Annotated in this window: 17 protein-coding genes and 1 pseudogene; 8 read left to right on the top strand and 10 right to left on the bottom strand. The window is 58.0% G+C overall.

The annotated features are described in order from the left end of the window. The first annotated feature begins 12 nt into the window (after positions 1 to 12). On the top strand, positions 13 to 825 hold the full coding sequence (locus tag ACIF4X_RS23095; protein WP_397483868.1) for a class I SAM-dependent methyltransferase: 813 nt from the start codon (positions 13 to 15) through the stop codon (positions 823 to 825). Positions 826 to 971: 146 nt separating this feature from the next. On the opposite strand, the gene pcsA is transcribed toward ACIF4X_RS23095, so the two are convergent. Next, positions 972 to 1694 carry a phosphatidylcholine synthase gene (pcsA, locus tag ACIF4X_RS23090; protein ID WP_007919592.1) on the bottom strand — a complete coding sequence of 241 codons (723 nt, stop codon included), beginning with the start codon at positions 1692 to 1694 and terminating at the stop codon, positions 972 to 974. A gap of 259 nt (positions 1695 to 1953) precedes the next feature. Here pcsA and ACIF4X_RS23085 point away from each other — a divergent pair, with 259 nt between their 5' ends. After that, positions 1954 to 2721: a tellurite resistance TerB family protein gene (locus tag ACIF4X_RS23085; protein ID WP_397483867.1), complete on the top strand. Its 768-nt coding sequence runs from the start codon at positions 1954 to 1956 to the stop codon at positions 2719 to 2721. A gap of 92 nt (positions 2722 to 2813) precedes the next feature. Here the strand turns inward: ACIF4X_RS23085 and ACIF4X_RS23080 are convergent, their stop codons facing one another. Further along, positions 2814 to 3272, bottom strand: coding sequence for an REP-associated tyrosine transposase (locus ACIF4X_RS23080; protein WP_397483896.1), 459 nt, complete (start codon positions 3270 to 3272; stop codon positions 2814 to 2816). A 315-nt stretch (positions 3273 to 3587) separates the two neighbouring features. Here ACIF4X_RS23080 and ACIF4X_RS23075 point away from each other — a divergent pair, with 315 nt between their 5' ends. Genes ACIF4X_RS23075 through ligD form a run of 3 tightly spaced genes read left to right on the top strand, consistent with a single transcriptional unit; the run spans position 3588 to position 8538 of the window. After that, positions 3588 to 4964 carry an iron-containing redox enzyme family protein gene (locus tag ACIF4X_RS23075; protein WP_397483866.1) on the top strand — a complete coding sequence of 459 codons (1377 nt, stop codon included), beginning with the start codon at positions 3588 to 3590 and terminating at the stop codon, positions 4962 to 4964. Positions 4965 to 4975: 11 nt separating this feature from the next. After that, positions 4976 to 5929 (top strand): methyltransferase, encoded by a 954-nt coding sequence (locus tag ACIF4X_RS23070; protein ID WP_397483865.1) that lies wholly within the window; start codon positions 4976 to 4978, stop codon positions 5927 to 5929. A gap of 17 nt (positions 5930 to 5946) precedes the next feature. Beyond that, entirely contained in the window at positions 5947 to 8538 is a 2592-nt protein-coding gene (gene ligD / locus ACIF4X_RS23065; protein ID WP_397483864.1) for a DNA ligase D, read from the top strand. Here the strand turns inward: ligD and ACIF4X_RS23060 are convergent, their stop codons facing one another. The 3 genes from ACIF4X_RS23060 to sodC all read right to left on the bottom strand — a co-directional run bounded on the left by ACIF4X_RS23060 (position 8539) and on the right by sodC (position 10017). Next, entirely contained in the window at positions 8539 to 8940 is a 402-nt protein-coding gene (locus ACIF4X_RS23060) for a hypothetical protein (RefSeq protein ID WP_397483863.1), read from the bottom strand. Between the two features lie 80 nt (positions 8941 to 9020). Next, positions 9021 to 9335, bottom strand: a complete 315-nt coding sequence (locus ACIF4X_RS23055; RefSeq protein ID WP_397483862.1) for a DUF2388 domain-containing protein — start codon at positions 9333 to 9335, stop codon at positions 9021 to 9023. Between the two features lie 160 nt (positions 9336 to 9495). Next, on the bottom strand, positions 9496 to 10017 hold the full coding sequence (gene sodC / locus ACIF4X_RS23050; protein WP_397483861.1) for a superoxide dismutase [Cu-Zn] SodC: 522 nt from the start codon (positions 10015 to 10017) through the stop codon (positions 9496 to 9498). 224 nt (positions 10018 to 10241) lie between these two features. On the opposite strand from sodC, the pseudogene ACIF4X_RS23045 reads away from it, so the two are divergent. Beyond that, positions 10242 to 11018, top strand: a pseudogene (locus ACIF4X_RS23045) (MCP four helix bundle domain-containing protein); the annotation flags it as partial. Beyond that, the gene (locus tag ACIF4X_RS23040) at positions 11013 to 11876 is read left to right on the top strand and encodes a methyl-accepting chemotaxis protein (RefSeq protein ID WP_397483895.1); all 864 of its coding nucleotides are present in this window, start codon (positions 11013 to 11015) and stop codon (positions 11874 to 11876) included. The pseudogene ACIF4X_RS23045 and the gene ACIF4X_RS23040, both read left to right, overlap by 6 nt. 178 nt (positions 11877 to 12054) lie before the next feature. Here the strand turns inward: ACIF4X_RS23040 and ACIF4X_RS23035 are convergent, their stop codons facing one another. Then, the gene (locus ACIF4X_RS23035) at positions 12055 to 12486 is read right to left on the bottom strand and encodes a nuclear transport factor 2 family protein (protein WP_397483860.1); all 432 of its coding nucleotides are present in this window, start codon (positions 12484 to 12486) and stop codon (positions 12055 to 12057) included. A gap of 480 nt (positions 12487 to 12966) precedes the next feature. On the opposite strand from ACIF4X_RS23035, the gene mqo reads away from it, so the two are divergent. Further along, positions 12967 to 14613, top strand: a complete 1647-nt coding sequence (gene mqo / locus ACIF4X_RS23030; RefSeq protein WP_397483859.1) for a malate dehydrogenase (quinone) — start codon at positions 12967 to 12969, stop codon at positions 14611 to 14613. A gap of 170 nt (positions 14614 to 14783) precedes the next feature. Here the strand turns inward: mqo and ACIF4X_RS23025 are convergent, their stop codons facing one another. The 4 genes from ACIF4X_RS23025 to tssI all read right to left on the bottom strand — a co-directional run. Next, positions 14784 to 16127, bottom strand: a complete 1344-nt coding sequence (locus tag ACIF4X_RS23025; RefSeq protein ID WP_397483858.1) for an RES family NAD+ phosphorylase — start codon at positions 16125 to 16127, stop codon at positions 14784 to 14786. 56 nt (positions 16128 to 16183) lie between these two features. After that, the gene (locus tag ACIF4X_RS23020) at positions 16184 to 16612 is read right to left on the bottom strand and encodes a nuclear transport factor 2 family protein (RefSeq protein ID WP_397483857.1); all 429 of its coding nucleotides are present in this window, start codon (positions 16610 to 16612) and stop codon (positions 16184 to 16186) included. A 524-nt stretch (positions 16613 to 17136) separates the two neighbouring features. Next, positions 17137 to 17715: a DUF4123 domain-containing protein gene (locus tag ACIF4X_RS23015; protein WP_397483856.1), complete on the bottom strand. Its 579-nt coding sequence runs from the start codon at positions 17713 to 17715 to the stop codon at positions 17137 to 17139. Then, a partial coding sequence (gene tssI, locus ACIF4X_RS23010) for a type VI secretion system tip protein TssI/VgrG (RefSeq protein WP_397483855.1) occupies positions 17712 to 18617 on the bottom strand: 906 nt, incomplete at its 5' end. The genes tssI and ACIF4X_RS23015, both read right to left, overlap by 4 nt.

Below are 18617 nucleotides of genomic sequence, written 5' to 3'. Positions count from 1 at the left end.
GAGCTCACGTTCATGAGTACCCCGATTGATCTCACTGCCTTGAAGGAACGCCAGAAAGTCGCGTGGGCCAGTGGCGACTACGCCGTGATCGGCACCACCCTGCAAATCGTCGGCGAAAACCTCGCTGAAGCCTGCGACCTGCGTTGCGACGAGGAGGTACTGGATGTCGCCGCCGGCAACGGTAATGCGACGCTGGCGGCGGCACGGCGCGGTTGTCTGGTCACCTCGACCGATTACGTCGCGGCATTGCTGGAGCGCGGGCAGGATCGTGCCCGGGCAGAGCATCTGGACGTGACGTTTCAGGTGGCCGATGCCGAAGCGCTGCCGTTCGCTGACGAGAGTTACGACGCGGTACTGTCGACCTTTGGCGTGATGTTTGCGCCGGACCAGGACAAGGCTGCCGCCGAACTGGGCCGGGTTTGTCGCCGTGGCGGGCGGATCGGTCTGGCCAACTGGACGCCGGAAGGTTTCGTCGGTCAGATGTTCAAGACGCTCGGCCGGCATCTGCCCCCGCCTGCCGGTGCCCAGCCCCCCTCGAATTGGGGCTCCGATGCCTGGCTGCACAAGCATTTCGATGACCGTGATTTTCTGCTGCGCGTGACGCGGCGCGAGTTCAATTTTCGCTATCGCTCGGCCGCGCACTTCATCGACATATTCCGCCATTGGTACGGGCCGGTGCACAAGGCCTTCGCGGCACTGCCGCCGGAGAGCGGGCAGGCGCTGGAAAGTGATCTGGCGGATTTGCTCAATCGGTTGAATCGGGCGGGGGAGAGTTCGCTGGTGGTGCCGAGTGAATATCTGGAGGTGGTAATCACTAAACGCTAAAAGAGCCGATCTCCGGTTCAAAGGAAATCCCTGTTGGAGCTGGCTTGCCAGCGATGACGGACTGTCATTCGACATTGCTGTTGGCAGATCTACCGCCATCGCTGACAAGCCAGCTCCCACAGGCTTTTGTATTGATATCTATTAGCCTATTTCACCTGAGGCCGATCAAACCATTCCAGCGCCGTGCGCCAGATACAGATCCCCAGAAAGTAGGCCGACATCAACAACCACAAGCCCATCACCAACGGGTTGATCACCGGATGGTTGAGTACCAGCGACAAGCTGCACAGCAGCCAGATCGCCGTCACCGCAATGTTGATCGGCATGAACCGGCGCACACGGAACGGGTGCAGAAACTTCATTCGGGTCACGGTCAGCAACGCCAGGCCAATGACCGTCAGGAACGTAATCCACGGCCCCGGGCCGATGATGTACAGACACAGTGCGACCACATTCCACGCCGCCGGAAACCCGACAAAGTAGTTGTCCTTGCTCTTCATATTGACGTTGCAGAAACAGAACAGCGACGACACCAGAATCAGCGACACGGTCAGCAGCAGGGTGTAGTCGGGCAGCGGAATGTAGCGATAGATAAACAGCGCCGGAATGAACACATATGTCAGGTAATCGATCACCAGATCAAGGATCGAACCGTCGAAGCTCGGCAGCACCGATTGCACATTGACCTTGCGCGCCAGTGCGCCGTCGAGGCCGTCGACAATCAGCGCCACGCCCAGCCACATGAGGCAATGGGTCGGCTGGTTTTCCAACAGGGCGAGGGTGGCCAGAAAAGCGGTGACCACGCCAGTCGCGGTAAAACCATGGGCGCCCCATGCTTTGAGCCTGGCGATGTGTACGGTCGATATCACGGGGGCGTTCTCCAGAAAGTGAAGCAAGCCGGGTATCACCCTTGGGTAGCAGGGCGCCGGCAAACCGGGTCGGGGTTGCAGCTATCGACCGGTCTGGCCGGGATAAGGTTCACCATTGATCAATCTTAGCTGGCCGGCGAAAAAATACGCGGGCGAAATCCGCCAGGGCTTCGAGCATCAGCCAAACGGTGCTGGCGCTATGGCTTGAGGGGTCTATCGTTGCCAGACGCAGTCACTGCCAATGCTTGAGGATGACGTCATGAACACCAGCGATTTGCTCGAACAACTGCTGCGAGGCCAGGCCTCGGCGGGACAACAGTCTTCAGCGTCTGCCGGCGATGGTTTGGGTGGTTTAGGCGGGTTGTTGGGCGGACTGCTCGGTGGTGGCTCGGGCGCGGCCAGCGGCGGCGGATCCGCCGGTGGACTTGGCGGCTTGGGCGGCTTGCTTGGTGGTTTGCTCGGCGGCGGTGCCGGTGGTGGTCTTGGCGGCGCCTTGGGTGGGGCGCTGGGTGGCGGCGGCACACAAAGCCGCTCCGGCGGGACCAATTATGCGGCTTTGGCGTCGCTGGGCATGATGGCGTTTCAGGCCTATCAGGCCTGGCAACGCAGTCAGGCCAGCGCGGCCCCGCAACAGATCCCGCAAACGGCGAATCTCCTTGCCGGCCCGGAAATCGAAGAACACAGCCATGCGGTGCTGCGCGCCTTGATCGCGGCGGCCAAGGCTGACGGTCGTATCGATGAATCCGAGAAACACCTGATCAGCAGCGAAATCGGCAAACACACCGATGATCCGCAGTTGCAGCAATGGCTCGACGCCGAAGTCGCCAAGCCGCTGGACCCCGCCGAAGTGGCAAAGTCAGCCAATGGCGACCCCGCCGTCGCCGCCGAAATGTACTTGGCCAGCGTGATGCTGGTGGATGATCAGCAGGGCGTCGAGCGCAGTTATCTGGATGAACTGGCGGCAGCATTGCAGATCGACCCGGATTTGCAGGTGCATCTGGAGCAGCAGGCCAAAGGTCAGGCCTGAAAGCAAAATCAGAAGATCGCAGCCTTCGGCAGCTCCTACAGGGTGTACATCATTCCATGTAGGAGCTGACGAAGGCTGCGATCTTTTGATCTTCAAAGCCAGATTGCATCCCACAACGGGTAATCCCCCACACGCCGAACCAATCCGGCACGCAACGGGTTCATGATGATGTATCGGGCCGCCGCTTTAAGGTCTTCATCACGACGTAACGCCCGGTCGTAGTAACCGCGTTGCCATAACCGTCCCTGACTGCCACGCTTGAGATTGACCGAGCGACAACTGCGCGATTTCACGCGGCACATGAGCGCTGCCAATGAACCTTGTTTCAATTCAATCAGCCAATGCAGATGATCCGGCATCACCACCCACGCCAGTGACTGAACCATTCCCTCGTCATCGGCTGCACGCATTTGCTCTACCAGCAGTCTTCCCAAACGCCAATCCGAGAACACTCTCTGACGTTCGTAAACGACGGCAGTAAGCAGATAAATACGTCCAGCCTCGCTATAACGTCCCTTGCGTAATCCACACGCCTTTGCAGCAACAGGCATTCCTTTGCCCTCCCAAAAACATCGTTCCTGAACGTTAGCCATCCCTCACCGTTACGCGAACTCAACCCATTGCACGATGTAACCCCGTAGGAGCTGCCGAAGGCTGCGATCTTTTGATCTTGTTTTTTAAAATCAAAATCAAAAGATCGCAGCCTTCGGCAGCTCCTACAGAGGAATTAAGTGTGTGCGAGGATCGCGCAGACGGCCGTCCGTCCGGGCAATTTTCACGTCGATTGAATTTTTCACAGGCGCTGCCTCTCTGCTGCTGTAGAGGCGCGTGGAACAGCGTCCTGCCAACCGACCGAGAAAACTGCCATGACTGTCCTGACACGCCTGCAAGCCGCGCCTGCCCAACCGCATCTTATGAATGCCGCCGGGAACATCCGACAGATCTATGACGCGTTGTTGCGCGATGACAATTCACAGGACTTTGCGCGGGCGTTTTTGCAGGAACAACTGCAACACGCTGCGCAACTCACCGATGCTCTGCCCGAAGATCCGACAACGTGGCACGCGTGGGTCGCCGAACATTGCGCCGATGTCGCCCGGCAATACGCCGACTATCTGCAACAGCGCAAGGCCGGCGGGCCTCGGCAATTCTTCCGTGGCAAGGCGCACGCGCTGTATTTTCTGCAAGCGGTGGCACCGACCAAGCTGGTCGACGGCGCCTGGCTTTCCGGCCTGTTGCCGCGCTGGCAGGACCCGCGTTTCCAAGGCTTGTTGCGCACCTTTCTGGAAGAACTGGGCGAGGGCAATCCGGCGCAGAACCACGTGGTGATCTACCGCAAACTGCTCGCCGAGCACGACTTGCAGGACAACAGTGCCATCGACGATGAACGCTACTTGCAAGGCGCGATACAACTGGCCCTCGGTGTCTGTGGCGCTGATTACTTGCCCGAGGTCATCGGCTACAACCTCGGCTACGAACAACTGCCGCTGCACTTGTTGATCAGCAGTTACGAACTCAGTGAGCTAGGCATCGATCCGTACTATTTCACCCTGCATGTGACCATCGATAACGCGAGCACCGGGCATGCGCAAAAAGCCGTGCAAGCGGCGCTCGATCTGCTGCCGCTTGAGGCTGATCGCGCCGAGTTCTTGCGCCGGGTCTCGCTGGGCTATCGGCTCAACGATCTGGGGCAGGGCAGTCGCGCGATCATTGAAGGTTTCGACCTTGAGCAGGCGTTGCTGGCGATGCTCGAGCGCAAATGTCCATTCGCCCAACACATGCACTCCGATTACTGCCGCTTCGAAGGGCAGACCGTCAATCAATGGCTGGCCGCACCGGAGCAATTGACCGGTTTTCTTCAGGCGTTGCAGAACAAAGGCTGGATCAAACGCCACGACGACCCGCAGGCCAGTCGTTTTTGGCAACTGATCGCGGGCGATGGTGCGGCGATGTTTGGCGTGTTCAATGCCTACGAGAAACAACTGGTGCACGACTGGATTGCCGGCGACTGGACGTCAACGGATAAAACCAGACCCGCTCGCCGGCACAGTCAAACCGCAGCGCCCATCGAAGGGCTTGAACAGGATCCCGACGTACAGGCGCTCAACGCCGCGCTGCAAGGTCAGGACGGCTTGGCGCAGATGGCGATTCTGATCCCGTGGCTCGCACCGGCCCGCCATGCACACCCGGCCGGACTGCTCGCCACGCGGCACTTTATCGAACTCAAATCTCGTTTGCCTTAAGGACTTTGCCGATGAATCAGGAAGAAAAACTCTGCCCCAACGACCTCGTGCTGTTGCAATTGGGCCGGCGCTTGTTGGCAGACGGGTATCGGTTCACCACGCCGACGCCGTTGACCCATCAACGGGTCAACCAGCGTGACGAGGGCCAGATGGCTGACTCTTTGCGCGATGTGTTCGGCTGGTCCCGTCCATTCGCGCCGGGGTTGTTGTCGGCCGATGAACAGCGGCAACTGCTAGACGCACAGGTCATTGATAATTACGAAGGTCACTTGAAGAGTAGGGTGCGCTGGTCAAATCTGGATGATTTGCTCTTCGTGCATTCGGCATTCCCCACCGAGGCGGCTGATGCGGTGTTTTTCGGCCCCGACACCTACCGTTTCGCGCAACTGATCCACGCTCACCTGCAGCAAAATTTCGCGCCCATCCATCGCGCAATAGATATCGGCTGTGGGGCTGGCGTCGGTGCGATTCTGATCGGCCGCGCCCGTCGCGAGGCGCAAGTCCTGGCGCTGGACATCAACCCTGCGGCACTGCGTCTGACCGCGATCAATGCGGCACTGGCAGAGGTCGCCAATGTCGAAGTGCACGCCAGTGATCTGTTGCAGGGTGTCGACGGTGAATTTGACCTGATCGTCGCCAACCCGCCGTACATGGCCGATCCGGCGGAACGCGCCTATCGCCACGGTGGCGGAACGCTGGGGGCAGGGCTGTCGTTGCGTATTGTCGAACAGGCGCTGAATCGACTGGCGCCCGGCGGCTCGCTGTTGCTCTACACCGGCGTGGCGATGGTCGATGGTCGCGATCCGTTTCTCGACACCGTGCTGCCACGACTGGATGAGCAGCGCTTTGGCTGGACGTACCGCGAACTTGATCCGGATGTCTTCGGTGAAGAACTGCTCAACCCCGGCTATCAACGGGTCGACCGGATCGCGGTGGTGGCGCTGACCGTGACCCGAATGGGCTGAAACAAGGCAGGTGCACGATGAACAGGAACCTCGACGACTACAACCGCATGCGCGATTTTTCGGCGACGTCGGAACCGGCCGCCGTCAAGCGCTCAGGGCGTAAAACCGGCACCGATCACGCGTTGCAGTTCTGCATCCAGAAGCACGACGCTTCGCACTTGCATTACGACTTTCGCCTGGAACTCGATGGCGCCTTGAAGAGCTGGGCGGTGCCGAAAGGACCATCGCTCGACCCCAAGGTCAAGAGGCTGGCGGTGCATGTCGAGGATCATCCGCTCGATTACGCAACGTTCGAGGGCAGCATTCCCGAAGGGCATTACGGCGCTGGTGATGTGATCGTCTGGGATCGCGGCGTGTGGATACCTCTGGAGGATCCGCACAAGGCCTACGCCAAGGGCAAGCTCAAGTTCGAGCTGCAAGGCGAAAAGCTCGCCGGCATCTGGAACCTGGTGCGCACGCACATGCCGGGCAAGAAGGAGAACTGGTTTCTGATCAAGCATCAGGACAGCGCCGCACGGCCGCAGGATGATTACGATGTGTTGGTGGCCGAACCGGACAGCGTGCTGAGCGAACGCACGATAGTGGGCAAACCCAAACTGGCCGCCGAGCAAAGCAAACCGTTAAAGAAGCCCGCGGGCAAGACCCGCAAACCCGCGACCGGCAAGCTCACCGGCGCGCACAAGGCGAAATTGCCGACGCAACTCAAGCCGGAGCTGGCCACGCTGGTCGACAGCGCACCCGAAGGGCAGTGGAGCTACGAGATCAAATTCGACGGCTACCGGATCATGGCGCGCATCGATCATGATCAAGTGCAACTGTTTACCCGCAACGGTCACGACTGGACCCACAAGTTACCGCAACAGGCGCAAGCTTTGGCTGCGCTGGGGCTGGAATCCGCATGGCTGGACGGTGAAATGGTCGTCGCCAATGAACAAGGCGTACCGGACTTTCAGGCCCTGCAAAATGCCTTTGAGGCGGGACGTAGCGGCAACATTCTCTACTACCTGTTCGATCTGCCGTATCTCAACGGTGTCGACCTGCGTGAAGTGCCGGTCGAGGAACGTCGCGCGGCGCTGGCCACGGTGCTCGGCAGCCATGAACAACCATTGCTGCGATTCTCCGAAGCGTTCGACGAAACCCCGGACGCCCTGCTCAACAGCGCCTGCCAGATGCAGATGGAAGGCCTGATCGGCAAACGCCTCGGCTCGCCATATGTGTCGCGGCGCAGTGGCGACTGGATCAAGCTCAAGTGCAAACACCGTCAGGAATTCGTGGTCGTCGGTTACACCGATCCGAAAGGCTCGCGCAGTGCGTTCGGCGCATTGCTGTTGGGGCTGCATGACCGCGACAGCGGCGAGTTGCGCTACGCCGGCAAGGTCGGCACGGGCTTCAACGAATCGACGTTGAAAAGCATTCTGGCTCAACTCAAACCGTTGCAGGCGAAGAAGGCTGCGGTGGTCAACCCACCCAGCGGCTTCGAGGTCAAAGGCGTGCATTGGCTCAAGCCGAAACTGCTGGCGGAAGTCGCGTTTGCCGAAATGACCAAGGACGGTTCGGTGCGCCACGCCGTGTTCCATGGCTTGCGCAATGACAAACCGGCCAAAGCCATTACTGAGGAGCGAGCGAAACCGGTGAAGACTGCAGAGAAGAAAACCGCCACGACGAAACCGACGAAAAAAGCCCCGGTGAGCAACACTGACACGGCACCGTCACAGCTCGGCCTGGCCAATGGCAAGGTGCGCATCACGCACCCGGACCGGGTGATCGACGCGGTCAGCGGTACGACCAAGATGCAACTGGCCGAGTATTACGCCAGCGTCGCCGAATGGATTCTGCCGCAACTCAAGGATCGCCCGGTGGCCCTGGTGCGCGCCCCGGACGGTATTGCCGGCGAACTGTTCTTCCAGAAAAACGCCGAACGCCTGGCGATCCCTGGCATCACCACGCTGGACAAGGATGTCACCGGGCAACCGGTGATGCTGATCAACAATGCCGAAGCGCTGATTGGCGCGGTGCAGATGAGCACCGTCGAACTGCACACCTGGAACGCGACCACGGTCGATCTGGACAAGCCCGATCGCTTCGTCCTCGACCTCGACCCGGATCCGTCGCTGCCGTGGAAAAGCATGGTCGAAGCGACGGCGCTGACATTGACCGTACTCGATGAACTGGGCCTCAAGGCGTTTCTCAAAACCAGCGGCGGCAAGGGCATTCATCTGGTGGTGCCGCTAACCCGCAAACTCGGCTGGGATGAGGTCAAGGATTTCAGCCACGCCATCGTCAGTCATATTGCCAAGCTATTGCCGGACCGCTTTTCAGCGGTGTCCGGGCCGAAAAATCGCGTCGGGCGGATCTTTATCGATTACCTGCGCAACGGCCTGGGCGCGACCACGATCTGCGCTTACGCTGCACGAACCCGCGAAGGTCTGCCGGTGTCGGTGCCGCTGTTTCGTGAAGAGGTCGCTGAAATAAAGGGCGGCAATCAGTGGAACGTGCATAACGTTCATGAGCGGCTGGCGGAGGTTGGCAACGAACCGTGGGCCGACATGAAGAAAACCCGTCAGAGCATCACGGCCGAGATGCGCAAACGCCTGGGTCTGAAAAAATGATCAGGTGTCGCGCAGCAAGTCGTGGGCGTTGAGCAATTCGAAGGCGATTTCCGGGTGATTTTCCAGGCCGCGACGGATGGCGGCTGGAATCGCTGTGCGCGTCTTGCGGCACAAGCCCGGTAATTCGTCGATCTGAATAGCAATGCCGCGCATGGTGCGGACTTCATTGAACCCAGGGGCGACGTCAACGCGAATCCCCAGTTGCTCGAACATCCGCTGTTGCAGATGTTTGAGGTCATTCAAGTCCTTGAGCATTTCAAGGCGCGCGAGCAGGCGTTTCTCCTCCTCGCGGGTCAGGCGCAGGATGCGCACATCCGCGCCGGGCGTCTCCAGCAACGGGTCGCGCCCGCAATTGCAGGCGCCGGGCGGGCAGGGTGAGCGCAAGGGCACAGAAGTCGTCATGGCCTCCATCATAGAGGCCGTCGGACAGTTTTGCCTATGCGCCTTCAGCGGCCATCCATCGGCTGCTTTATCCGTGATGGCTACTGATTCAGGCCTTCGTAATGCACCAGAATCGCGTTGGCCAGATCTTCATCACTGGCGTCGAGGCCAGGGTTATTCTGGCGGACCTGTTGCAGCACCGATTCAAGATAAACCCCACGAATGGCCCCGCCACTGGCGACAAATGCAGACAAGTCGTCACGGGCCGGAATCACCATTTTGTGATCCTTGAAGGTCGAGTACAGCGACGCGGAGACACCGGCCGAGGTGGCAACGTCTCCCGCATCAACGCGGGCCAACGCCGAACCGACCGGCAGGCATAAGAGTAAAGAAGAAACGAGCACTAACTTGCGCATGACGGTGTTCCTCCACAAGCGCGAAGCAAAAAGGGAAGGACTACATAATGTGAGAGGGGCGCGGCGGGCGGGAGTTCCGCATGGCCGGAAAGTCTGCGTTATTGCAAGACAGACGCGGGCAACACCCGTGCGGGTTGCCCGGCCTTCAAACTGCGACGGCTCAGATCACCCCGCAGGCCATGCGATCACCGCCACCGCCCAACGGTTTGGGCATGTCGGCGTGGTTGTCGCCACCGGCGTGGATCATCAGGGCGTGACCTTTAATCTCGGAAATCTTTTTCAGACGCGGCGCCAGTACCGGATAGTTGGCGATGCCGTCAGCGCTCACGTAAACCGCCGGAAGATCACCCAGATGACCGTCGGCGTAAGGGCCGAGGTGCTTACCGGTTTTTTGCGGATCGAAATGTCCGCCCGCGGCCAGTGCGGCACCTTTCACGCCGTCCTTCATGCCGGCTTCACAGCTACCGTTTTCATGCACGTGGAAACCGTGCACGCCGGCCGGCAAGGATTTCAGGTCGGGCGTGAACAACAGGCCGTACGCGGTTTCACTGATGGTGACCGAGCCGATTGCCTGCGGCGCGCCGTCGGCGCTGACCAGATTGATGGCGACTTTCTCCGTCGCCGCGTGTGCGGTACCGATGGCGAAGGTGCCGAGCAAACCCAACCACAATGCGCGTTTCATAAGCGTTTCCTTTTGCTGCATGAGAATTCAAAACGACGGACTCAATAGCCTGCCGGCATTAACCGGTGATGAAGGCGTTGGCCGTGCGCGTTGAAAAGTGAGACTTGCCGCGCAATCCGAAAGTTTTGCGGCAGTCTGCCTGCATGCCGACACCGGCTGACACGCTCTGGTCCGGCAGACCTGCGCAAATAGGCTTAACTGAAGGCTGACAAGCGCTTACGGGCGTGGCCAAGGAGGAAAACCCGGTGTCGATCAAACTGCGTTTAGTGTTGCTGATTGTGACAAGTCTGCTGACAGCCTTGATCGTGAGTCTGGTCAGTTACGTCGGCAACCAGCGGATGGCCTCGGCGGTCAGCGACAACGCGGTCAGCATGAGCGCGCTGCGCAACCACATGGAAGCCGACATGATGCACGACGCCCTGCGCGCCGATGTCTACTCGGCGATGCTGGTTGGACTGGGCAAAAGCACCAGCACGGCGACCGAGGTGCGCGATTCGATCAACGAGCATGCGGGGCATTTTCGCGAGGTGCTCGAGGAGAACCTCAAGTTGCCGATCAACCCGACATTGCGCACGGCGCTGGAGCAGATCAAACCGAGCCTCGATACCTACATCAACGCGGGCGAGCGGATCGTCGGGCTGGCGCTGGACAATCCTGATGCCGCTCAACAGGAGCTGGGCACGTTCAACACGGCATTCAGTCAGCTCGAAGAACAGATGGCCGCTTTGAGCGAGTTGATCGAGTCAAATACCCGGCAGACCAGCGCAGGCACTGAAGCGGCCATCCGCAATGCCAACGTCGCGCTCGGTGTGGTGTTGCTCGCCAGCCTTGTGCTGCTGTTGATTCAGGGGCGCTGGGTCATTCTGAGCATCATGGGGCCGTTGAAGACCGCCAGTCGCATCGCCGAAAGCATCGCCCACGGTAACCTCAGCGAGCCGATTGCCGAACCGTCCGGCAAGGATGAAGCCAGTGTCCTGATCCGCACGCTGGCGACCATGCAGCGAGACTTGCGCAACATGATCGACGTGGTGCGGCGCAATGCTCACGGCGTCAGTGGCATGAGCGAACAACTCAGCCACGGCTGCCATCAGGTCGCCGATAGCAGCCAGCAACAAAGCGTCGCCGCGGGCACCATGGCCGCCGCCGCCAGCCAGATGACCGCGAGCATCGAGGAAATCACCCGCCACGCCGAACGTGCCCTGAGCATGGCCAGTCAGGCCGAGACGCTGGCCAAGGAGGGCGGCGGAGTGATTCATCAAGTGGTCAGCGACATGGACGATATCGCCCGATCAGCACAACAGTCGGCACAGGTGATCCGCACGCTGGATCAGGAATCCGAAGCCATTTTCAACATCATTCAGGTGATCAAGAGTATCGCCGACCAGACCAACCTGCTGGCGCTCAATGCTGCCATTGAAGCGGCCCGGGCCGGGGAACAGGGCAGGGGCTTTGCGGTGGTCGCGGATGAAGTACGCAGCCTGGCGGCGCGCACCAGCGCCTCGACCCAGGAAATCGCCGCGATGGTTGCGCGCATTCAACACAGTACCCGCGAGGCGGTCAGCAGCATGGAGGCGGGTGTCGCCCAGGTCGACAAGGGCATGGCGGTGACAGCGAATGTCGAGCGGGCCATCCGCGAAATCCTCGAGGCGACGCTGAGCACGACACAACTGGTCAACGACATCACCCGCACGATTGGCGAACAGAGCCAGGCCAGTAACGAGATTGCCCATCAGGTGGAAATGATTGCCGGGATGTCCGAGGGCAATAGCCGGGTGATCGGGCAAACGGCGAATACCACGGATGAATTGTCGAGTCTGGCGGGGCAGTTGGCGCAGTCGGTGGATCGGTTTCGGTTGTGATAGCCGTTGGGTCAAATGCGGTTTCGGTGTCTGAACCGGCCTCATCGCTGGCAAGCCAGCTCCCACAGTGGGCGGTGGTGTAAACAAAATTGCATTCACAACATCGAACCCTGTGGGAGCGGGCTTGCCCGCGAAGAGGCCGGCACAATCAACATCCATTCAGGCTAGATCACTGGCCTTAAAACTTGAACGCCTGCCGCCCCACCAGCAACCATTTACCATCCTGCTTCTGCCAGATCTGAAAGTTCTCGATTTCGGTCGGTATCACCTCAGTGCCCTTCAACGCCTGCGCGGAAAAGTGATGGCGCACCAGTGCAGTATCGCCGGACAGCGTGATGGTCTGATTCTGCATCTCTAACGTTTTGAACGCGCTCTTGCCGGTTTCGATGTCAGCAATGAACTCTTTCTTGTCCTGAATCTTGCCGCTGGAATGGCCGTAGGTCAGGTTGGGCGCGGTGAGTACGTTCAGTTCGGCGATGTCCTTGTGCAGCATCGCCTGGGTCAGATGATCGACCGCTTGGGCGACATCTTTCTCTGCCGGGGCAGCGGCGGCCATGGCGTAGCCGTTAAAGGCGCAGAGGAAACCGATGAGGAGTCGGGTTTTGGTCATGGAAGTTGTTTCCTTGTTGTTATGGGTGATGACTGCTCGAACATTCGTCAGTCATCGTACAACTTAGCAGGTTATCCAGAACTTAGGCACTCCTTCCACATCCTCAGTCTTCAGGGGTCATGTTCAGCCTTCGTCGGCCGATAGTGTCCTGAGCGGAAAAAGACTCTCAAGTCGGGAACAGACGCGCGGGTTTGCCCTGACGTGATATTCTTCGCGCCAACTTGGTTTGACCTTATTCAGTTTGCTTGCCTTCGGGCGGGCCGACGGAATCCCTGTCGCTCAAGTAGCTGAAGCCAATAATGATAAGAAGTCAGTTCAGAAGGGACATTAACTGAGGTCGATGCGGCATGTCGGCCTTGTGTGCCCACCCGTCAAAATTGAAGTGTGCTGCAATCCCAGACGCTAGCCTGAGCGTCATCAAAGCGGATCGCATACAGATAACAGCGGCGGGCGGAAGGCGTTTTATCATAGGTGCAACAGATGTTTAAGAAAGTGAACACAGCCCTGCTGGGTCTGGCTTTGGCGATGGGGATGACATCCGCCAATGCTGACGAAGCAAAGAAAGTCGACGTTCTGCTGATCGGCGGCGGCATCATGAGCACCACCCTCGGTGTGTGGATCAATGAGCTGGAGCCAAGCTGGTCGATGGAAATGGTCGAGCGCCTCGACGGCGTCGCCCTGGAAAGCTCCAACGGCTGGAACAACGCCGGTACCGGTCACTCGGCACTTGCCGAGCTGAACTACACCCCGGAAGACGACAAAGGCAACGTAACGATCCCGAAAGCCGTCGAGATCAACGAAGCGTTCCAGGTCTCCCGTCAGTTCTGGGCCTGGCAGGTTCAGCAAGGCGTTCTGAAGAACCCTCGCTCGTTCATCAACACCACGCCGCACATGAGCTTTGTGTGGGGCGATGACAACATCAAGTTCCTCAAAAAGCGCTACGAGGCCCTGCAAGCGAGCCCGCTGTTCGCCGGCATGCAGTACTCCGAAGATCCGGCTGTGATCAAGAAGTGGGTCCCGCTGATGATGGAAGGGCGTGACCCGAACCAGAAAATCGCGGCCACCTGGAGCCCGCTGGGTACCGACATGAACTTCGGCGAAATCACCCGCCAGTTCGCGACGTACCTGCAGACCAAGCCTAACTTCGATCTGAAACTGTCGAGCGAAGTCCAGGACATCACCAAGAATGCCGACGGCACTTGGCGCGTCAGCTACAAAAACTTGAAAGACGGCACTAAAACCGAAACCGACGCCAAGTTCGTGTTCATCGGCGCGGGCGGCGGTGCACTGCACCTGCTGCAGAAATCGGGTATTCCTGAAGCCAAGGAATACGCTGGCTTCCCGGTAGGTGGCTCGTTCCTGGTGACCGATAACCCGGCCATCGCTGAACAGCACCTGGCCAAGGCCTACGGTAAAGCGTCGGTTGGCGCACCACCGATGTCCGTTCCGCACCTGGACACCCGTGTTCTGGACGGCAAACGCGTCATCCTGTTTGGCCCATTCGCGACCTTCAGCACCAAGTTCCTCAAGGAAGGCTCGTACCTGGACCTGCTGACCAGCACCACCACCCACAACATCTGGCCGATAACCAAGGTCGGCATCAAGGAATACCCGCTGGTCGAGTACCTCGCTGGCCAACTGATGCTGTCGGATGAAGACCGTCTGAACGCGCTGAAGGAATACTTCCCGAACGCCAAAGCCGAAGACTGGCGCCTGTGGCAGGCCGGCCAACGCGTGCAAATCATCAAGCGTGATGAAGCCGCTGGCGGCGTGCTGAAACTGGGCACCGAAATCGTTGCTGCACAAGACGGCTCCATCGCCGGCCTGCTGGGCGCATCGCCAGGCGCGTCGACCGCTGCACCGATCATGCTGAGCGTGCTGCAGAAAGTCTTCAAAGACAAAGTGGCTAGCCCAGAGTGGCAAACCAAGCTGCACCAGATCGTGCCAAGCTACGGCACTCAGTTGAACAGCGATCCAGCCAAAGTGGCTGCAGAATGGGCCTACACCGCCAAGATCCTCGAACTGCCGACGCCTCCGGTGATTGGTCAGGTTGCTGCCCCTGCTGCACCTGCCGCTGGAAAAGTTGAAGCACCGAAGGAAAATGCTGCACGTGACATGGCGCTGTGATTTGAGTACTCCACCTGAATGGTGGTTCGCTTGAGTTGTTGAAGCTGAAACATAAAAACCCGCTGAGCCGGTAATGGTCAGCGGGTTTTTTATTATAAATAGAACTAGTTGTTCGAAGTCTTGGATGAAAGATTTAACTTGATGCGCGTCTTAGGCTTTATTGTGCTCTACTATTTGATCGTTTTTTCTGGAGTGCACTCATAACTTATGCTTGTCACCGTTTGAAATGCGGGCTCGCCTATGAAAGCCACAGGAAATGTCGGTTGCCAGTCTTTGTCGGTGATTTCAGAGTCGCGAGGTTTTTCGCTGAATATGGTGTAATTAATTCCGTTTTGTTCTTGTACTGATTTATAAATGATTCCATCAAACTTTATGCGGTGTTTGCTTGCAAGAAACTCCGCCATCGCTTGAGTGATAATATAGCCAGTCCCGTCACTGCGGACAGGTTGGCAAATGATGTCGTGGAAGTAGCGCAGAAACTCGCGTTGGTTCGCCCTTACCGTATAGTTGTTTTCAAAAAAACTCAGCTCTTCGTGCTTCCATGGATAATTAAAGCCGGTGAAATCAAAAAAAGTGAGGGTTTTTTTGGTTACGAATTTACCAATGGCAATCGAATCGCCAAGAGATGGGCGGACTTCAGCAATGCTTGTTCTCCTGTCTTTTGCCGCGTAAAAGAGCGGAATACCCGCTGAATTCATTCGGTTGTGGCCAGCGGCTTCTTTGGGTGGAGCTCCAAGCCATTTTTCGGGGTTTTCGCATATTTGTTTTTTACTTTCAGGGCTATCCATACGGCGTGCTCTGAATAATTCAAGTCCGGGGTCTATTTTTTTGACGATTGTAGACTTGGTTTCAAATAGCGTTTCTGTTGTAGCATCCGTAGCTTCCGTAAATAAAGATCGAAAGAAGTCTTGCACGTCGTCATTGAAGTATCTTTGAGCGTGCGTGAGCTTGGTAGTAATGATATTCCATTCTGCTAGAAAAAATGCATGCCGTTGTTCTTCTGAATCAAATGCGCGTTTCTTTTGTTGATATTTGTTTGTTGCGGAAAATAGAGTCTTTTTTTCGTCAGCTAAATCAGATAGTAGGTGGGTTGCGATTAGCTCGCAGATTTCAGTGTTGCTGCATACTATTATTTGTGCAGTGACTTGGCCTAGGGTCAGTGGTTCCTGATTTGTTTTACTGGCTCCATGGATTTCAAAATGTTCTTCTATGATAGATATAATCATCGTCGAAATTATTTTTATTGTAATGCAGCCATTACTGGATTTCTGGCAGGAGTGACAAGGCTTTTTTGCGAAGTCTATTATTGCTTTTTTCAAGAAAGTGTCGCCAAGGCACTCGCGGCAAATATAAGTGTCGTTGGTTTCGTGGTCCAGGGACATGTCAAAAAGCTTTCTGTTTTTTCTCATGGCGAATGCCGGATTCTTATGTTGGATAATTCTTGAGAGAGTGTCTTTGGAGGTATTGTGCATTGAAGTGGGTGTAATCTTAAAGCCAAACCCCGCATTGTTCATAAGCGGGGAATAACCTGGCTTCGTTTTTTATCAATTACTGATTATTCAAAGCAAAATCAGATTTTTGCGGCAGCCAGATAACCCCCAAGCCGCCGCCCCATCTCCTCCCCCAACGCCTGCAACCCACTCAACGGCCGCACCATCACCTCAAACTCGACAATCTTCCCACTCTCATCAAAGCGAATCATGTCGATCCCCTTCAACGCCTTCGCTCCAACCTTTGCACTGAACTCCAGAATCACATTCAACCCATCCGCCGTCGCCAGTTCACGGTGATATTGAAAATCCTCAAACACCTCGAACACCGTGTTGAGAATCATCGACACCACCGGCGCGCCCGGATAGGGCGTGTGCGCCATCGGCGAGCGGAACACGGCTTGCGGGTCGAGCAGGCCGGGCAGGGCGCTGAGGTTGCCGGTGCGGATCATTTCGTGCCAGTGCTTCAGCGATTCGGCGACGTTGGGTTGCAGGTTCAGGTCGGTCATGTTCACTCCGGGATTTTTGTTGTTGTACTCGCGACGGCTATGACTCTAGATCAATCGCTCGGAAAGTGGACCCCTGTGCGGCGATCTGAATGTCGGCCAATGGCTCAAGCAGATCAGATGCGCATCTGATCCGTATTTTTTCGCTGGATCTGCCTCTGTTACCGGTTCAGTCATCCGCTCAAAATAGCCCCACAGTTCGGTCACTCACGACAATCCTTCATCCCGAAGTGTCCGGTGCACCGCAAGCTGAGCATTGAGGAGAGCAAAATGAACAAGATGGCGATTTTCCTGGGTGGTTTTCTGGCCCTCACTATTTTGATCGGCTTGCTGGCAACGATTTCTCCGGTCTGAGCCCTCAACAATTCAGGCATGGTCAGGGCGAATCGGGGTACAGGAGCGGGCCAGCGCTACAGGGTGCGAGCACAGGAAACAAAAGCCACAAAACGCTTCAAGTAATGGATTCCATGATTGTTGTTTTCTCGGTGTATGGAGCAGATGACGTTGAAATGTCTGTTGAAAACGTTTCATCCGCCCGCATCAGCCGACGGCCAGCCACTGACCCGCGCCGCCGGCCCGCCCGCAGGATCTGCCGGGTAAACAATCAATGAATGGCCGGTGCTGGTTTCGGTGATCAGTTGGCTCGCCGGACCGAACATCGCGGCACGCTCCTGGGGTGTGCAGGTCGGCAGGTAAACGCGCAGGACTCTGGGGTCGTAGAAGCGGAACACCAGCAGGTTGCCCTCCGGGTCGGTCACTCGCAGCAAGGTTCTAAAGTGGCCGCGTAATTCGTCCAGGGACACCTGCGCGGGGGCGGTGACGAAAATGCCCCAACTCTGTCCCCAACTGTCTTCGAGCAGTCGCCAAGTGTGCGCCTGCTGCGGATCGAGGTGCAGCAGATAGGGCGCGGCTGCCGACAGGCTCGGCGCAAGTTCTCCTGCGTACAGGCAGGAAAATTCAGCGCCGCTGCTGCGGACCAGCGATTCGATGCGTGGGTCGCGAGCGGCGTCGAGCAAGGCGTAGACCTTAGGCGCGTTCGGGCGCCAGCCTTTTGGCCAGAGTTCGGTGGTCAACCATTCGTAGAGGCTGGGTCGAAACTGGCTCATCGGTTACAGATCTCGCAGAAAGGCACGCCGGTTTTTGCGGCGGCCACCAATGTCTGCGCCTGCATGTTTTGCTGGATGAGCCGGGTTTCTGCGGCGCTCGGCGCGGCTGCAGACGACGGTGTTGTGAGCGATGCCGCGGCTGTTGGTGTGTTGATTGGCGCTGCGCTGAGGGTTTTACCGGCGGAATCGGCGCCAGCAGGTGTCAACGCTATCGGCAGCTTGATCGCAATGCCGGTACCGGACCCCGGCGATCCGCCGGAGTTGGTTTTCACCTGCGCACCGCTGATGGTCACGCCACCGGCATCGACCTTGACGAAACTGCCGCCAGCCTTGGCGGTGAGTTCCATGCCTCCCTCGACCACAACCTTGTCGCCAGCGTGATAGTGGATTTCGGACCCTACCTCGACCAACTGCGCAGTGCCCACTTTCAGGTGCTGCGTGACACCCACGGTCAGGTGATCATCCGCGCGCATCTCACTGAAACGATCCAGATGCGTCATCCGATGCTCCTCAACTTTGAACTCGCTCAGTGTGTTGGCTTCGACGGTGTCGTGCCGTTCGTTGCCGACGCGGATTTTCTGGTCGTGCTCGATGTTCTCGTCCCAATCGCGTTGGGCGTGGATGTAGATCTGCTCGACGCCTTTCTTGTCTTCGATGCGGAACTCGTTGTAACCCTTGCCGCCCGGTGAGCTCAGGGTTTTGAAGGTGCTGCGGGTCTTGTTGGCCGGCAGGTCGTAGGGGACGACGTTTTCCTTGTGGTACAGGCAACCGGTGACCAGCGGCTGGTCGGGATCGCCTTCAAGGAAGGTGACGAGGACTTCCATGCCGATGCGCGGGATGGCGATGCCGCCGTACGCGGCGCCGGCCCAGCCGCTGGCGACGCGCATCCAGCAGGTGGTTTT

It is taken from the genome of Pseudomonas sp. NPDC085632, from assembly GCF_044541255.1.
Classification (GTDB): domain Bacteria; phylum Pseudomonadota; class Gammaproteobacteria; order Pseudomonadales; family Pseudomonadaceae; genus Aquipseudomonas.
The sequence above is the reverse complement of the archived record's forward strand: the minus strand, read 5'-3'. Positions and strand labels throughout refer to the sequence as shown.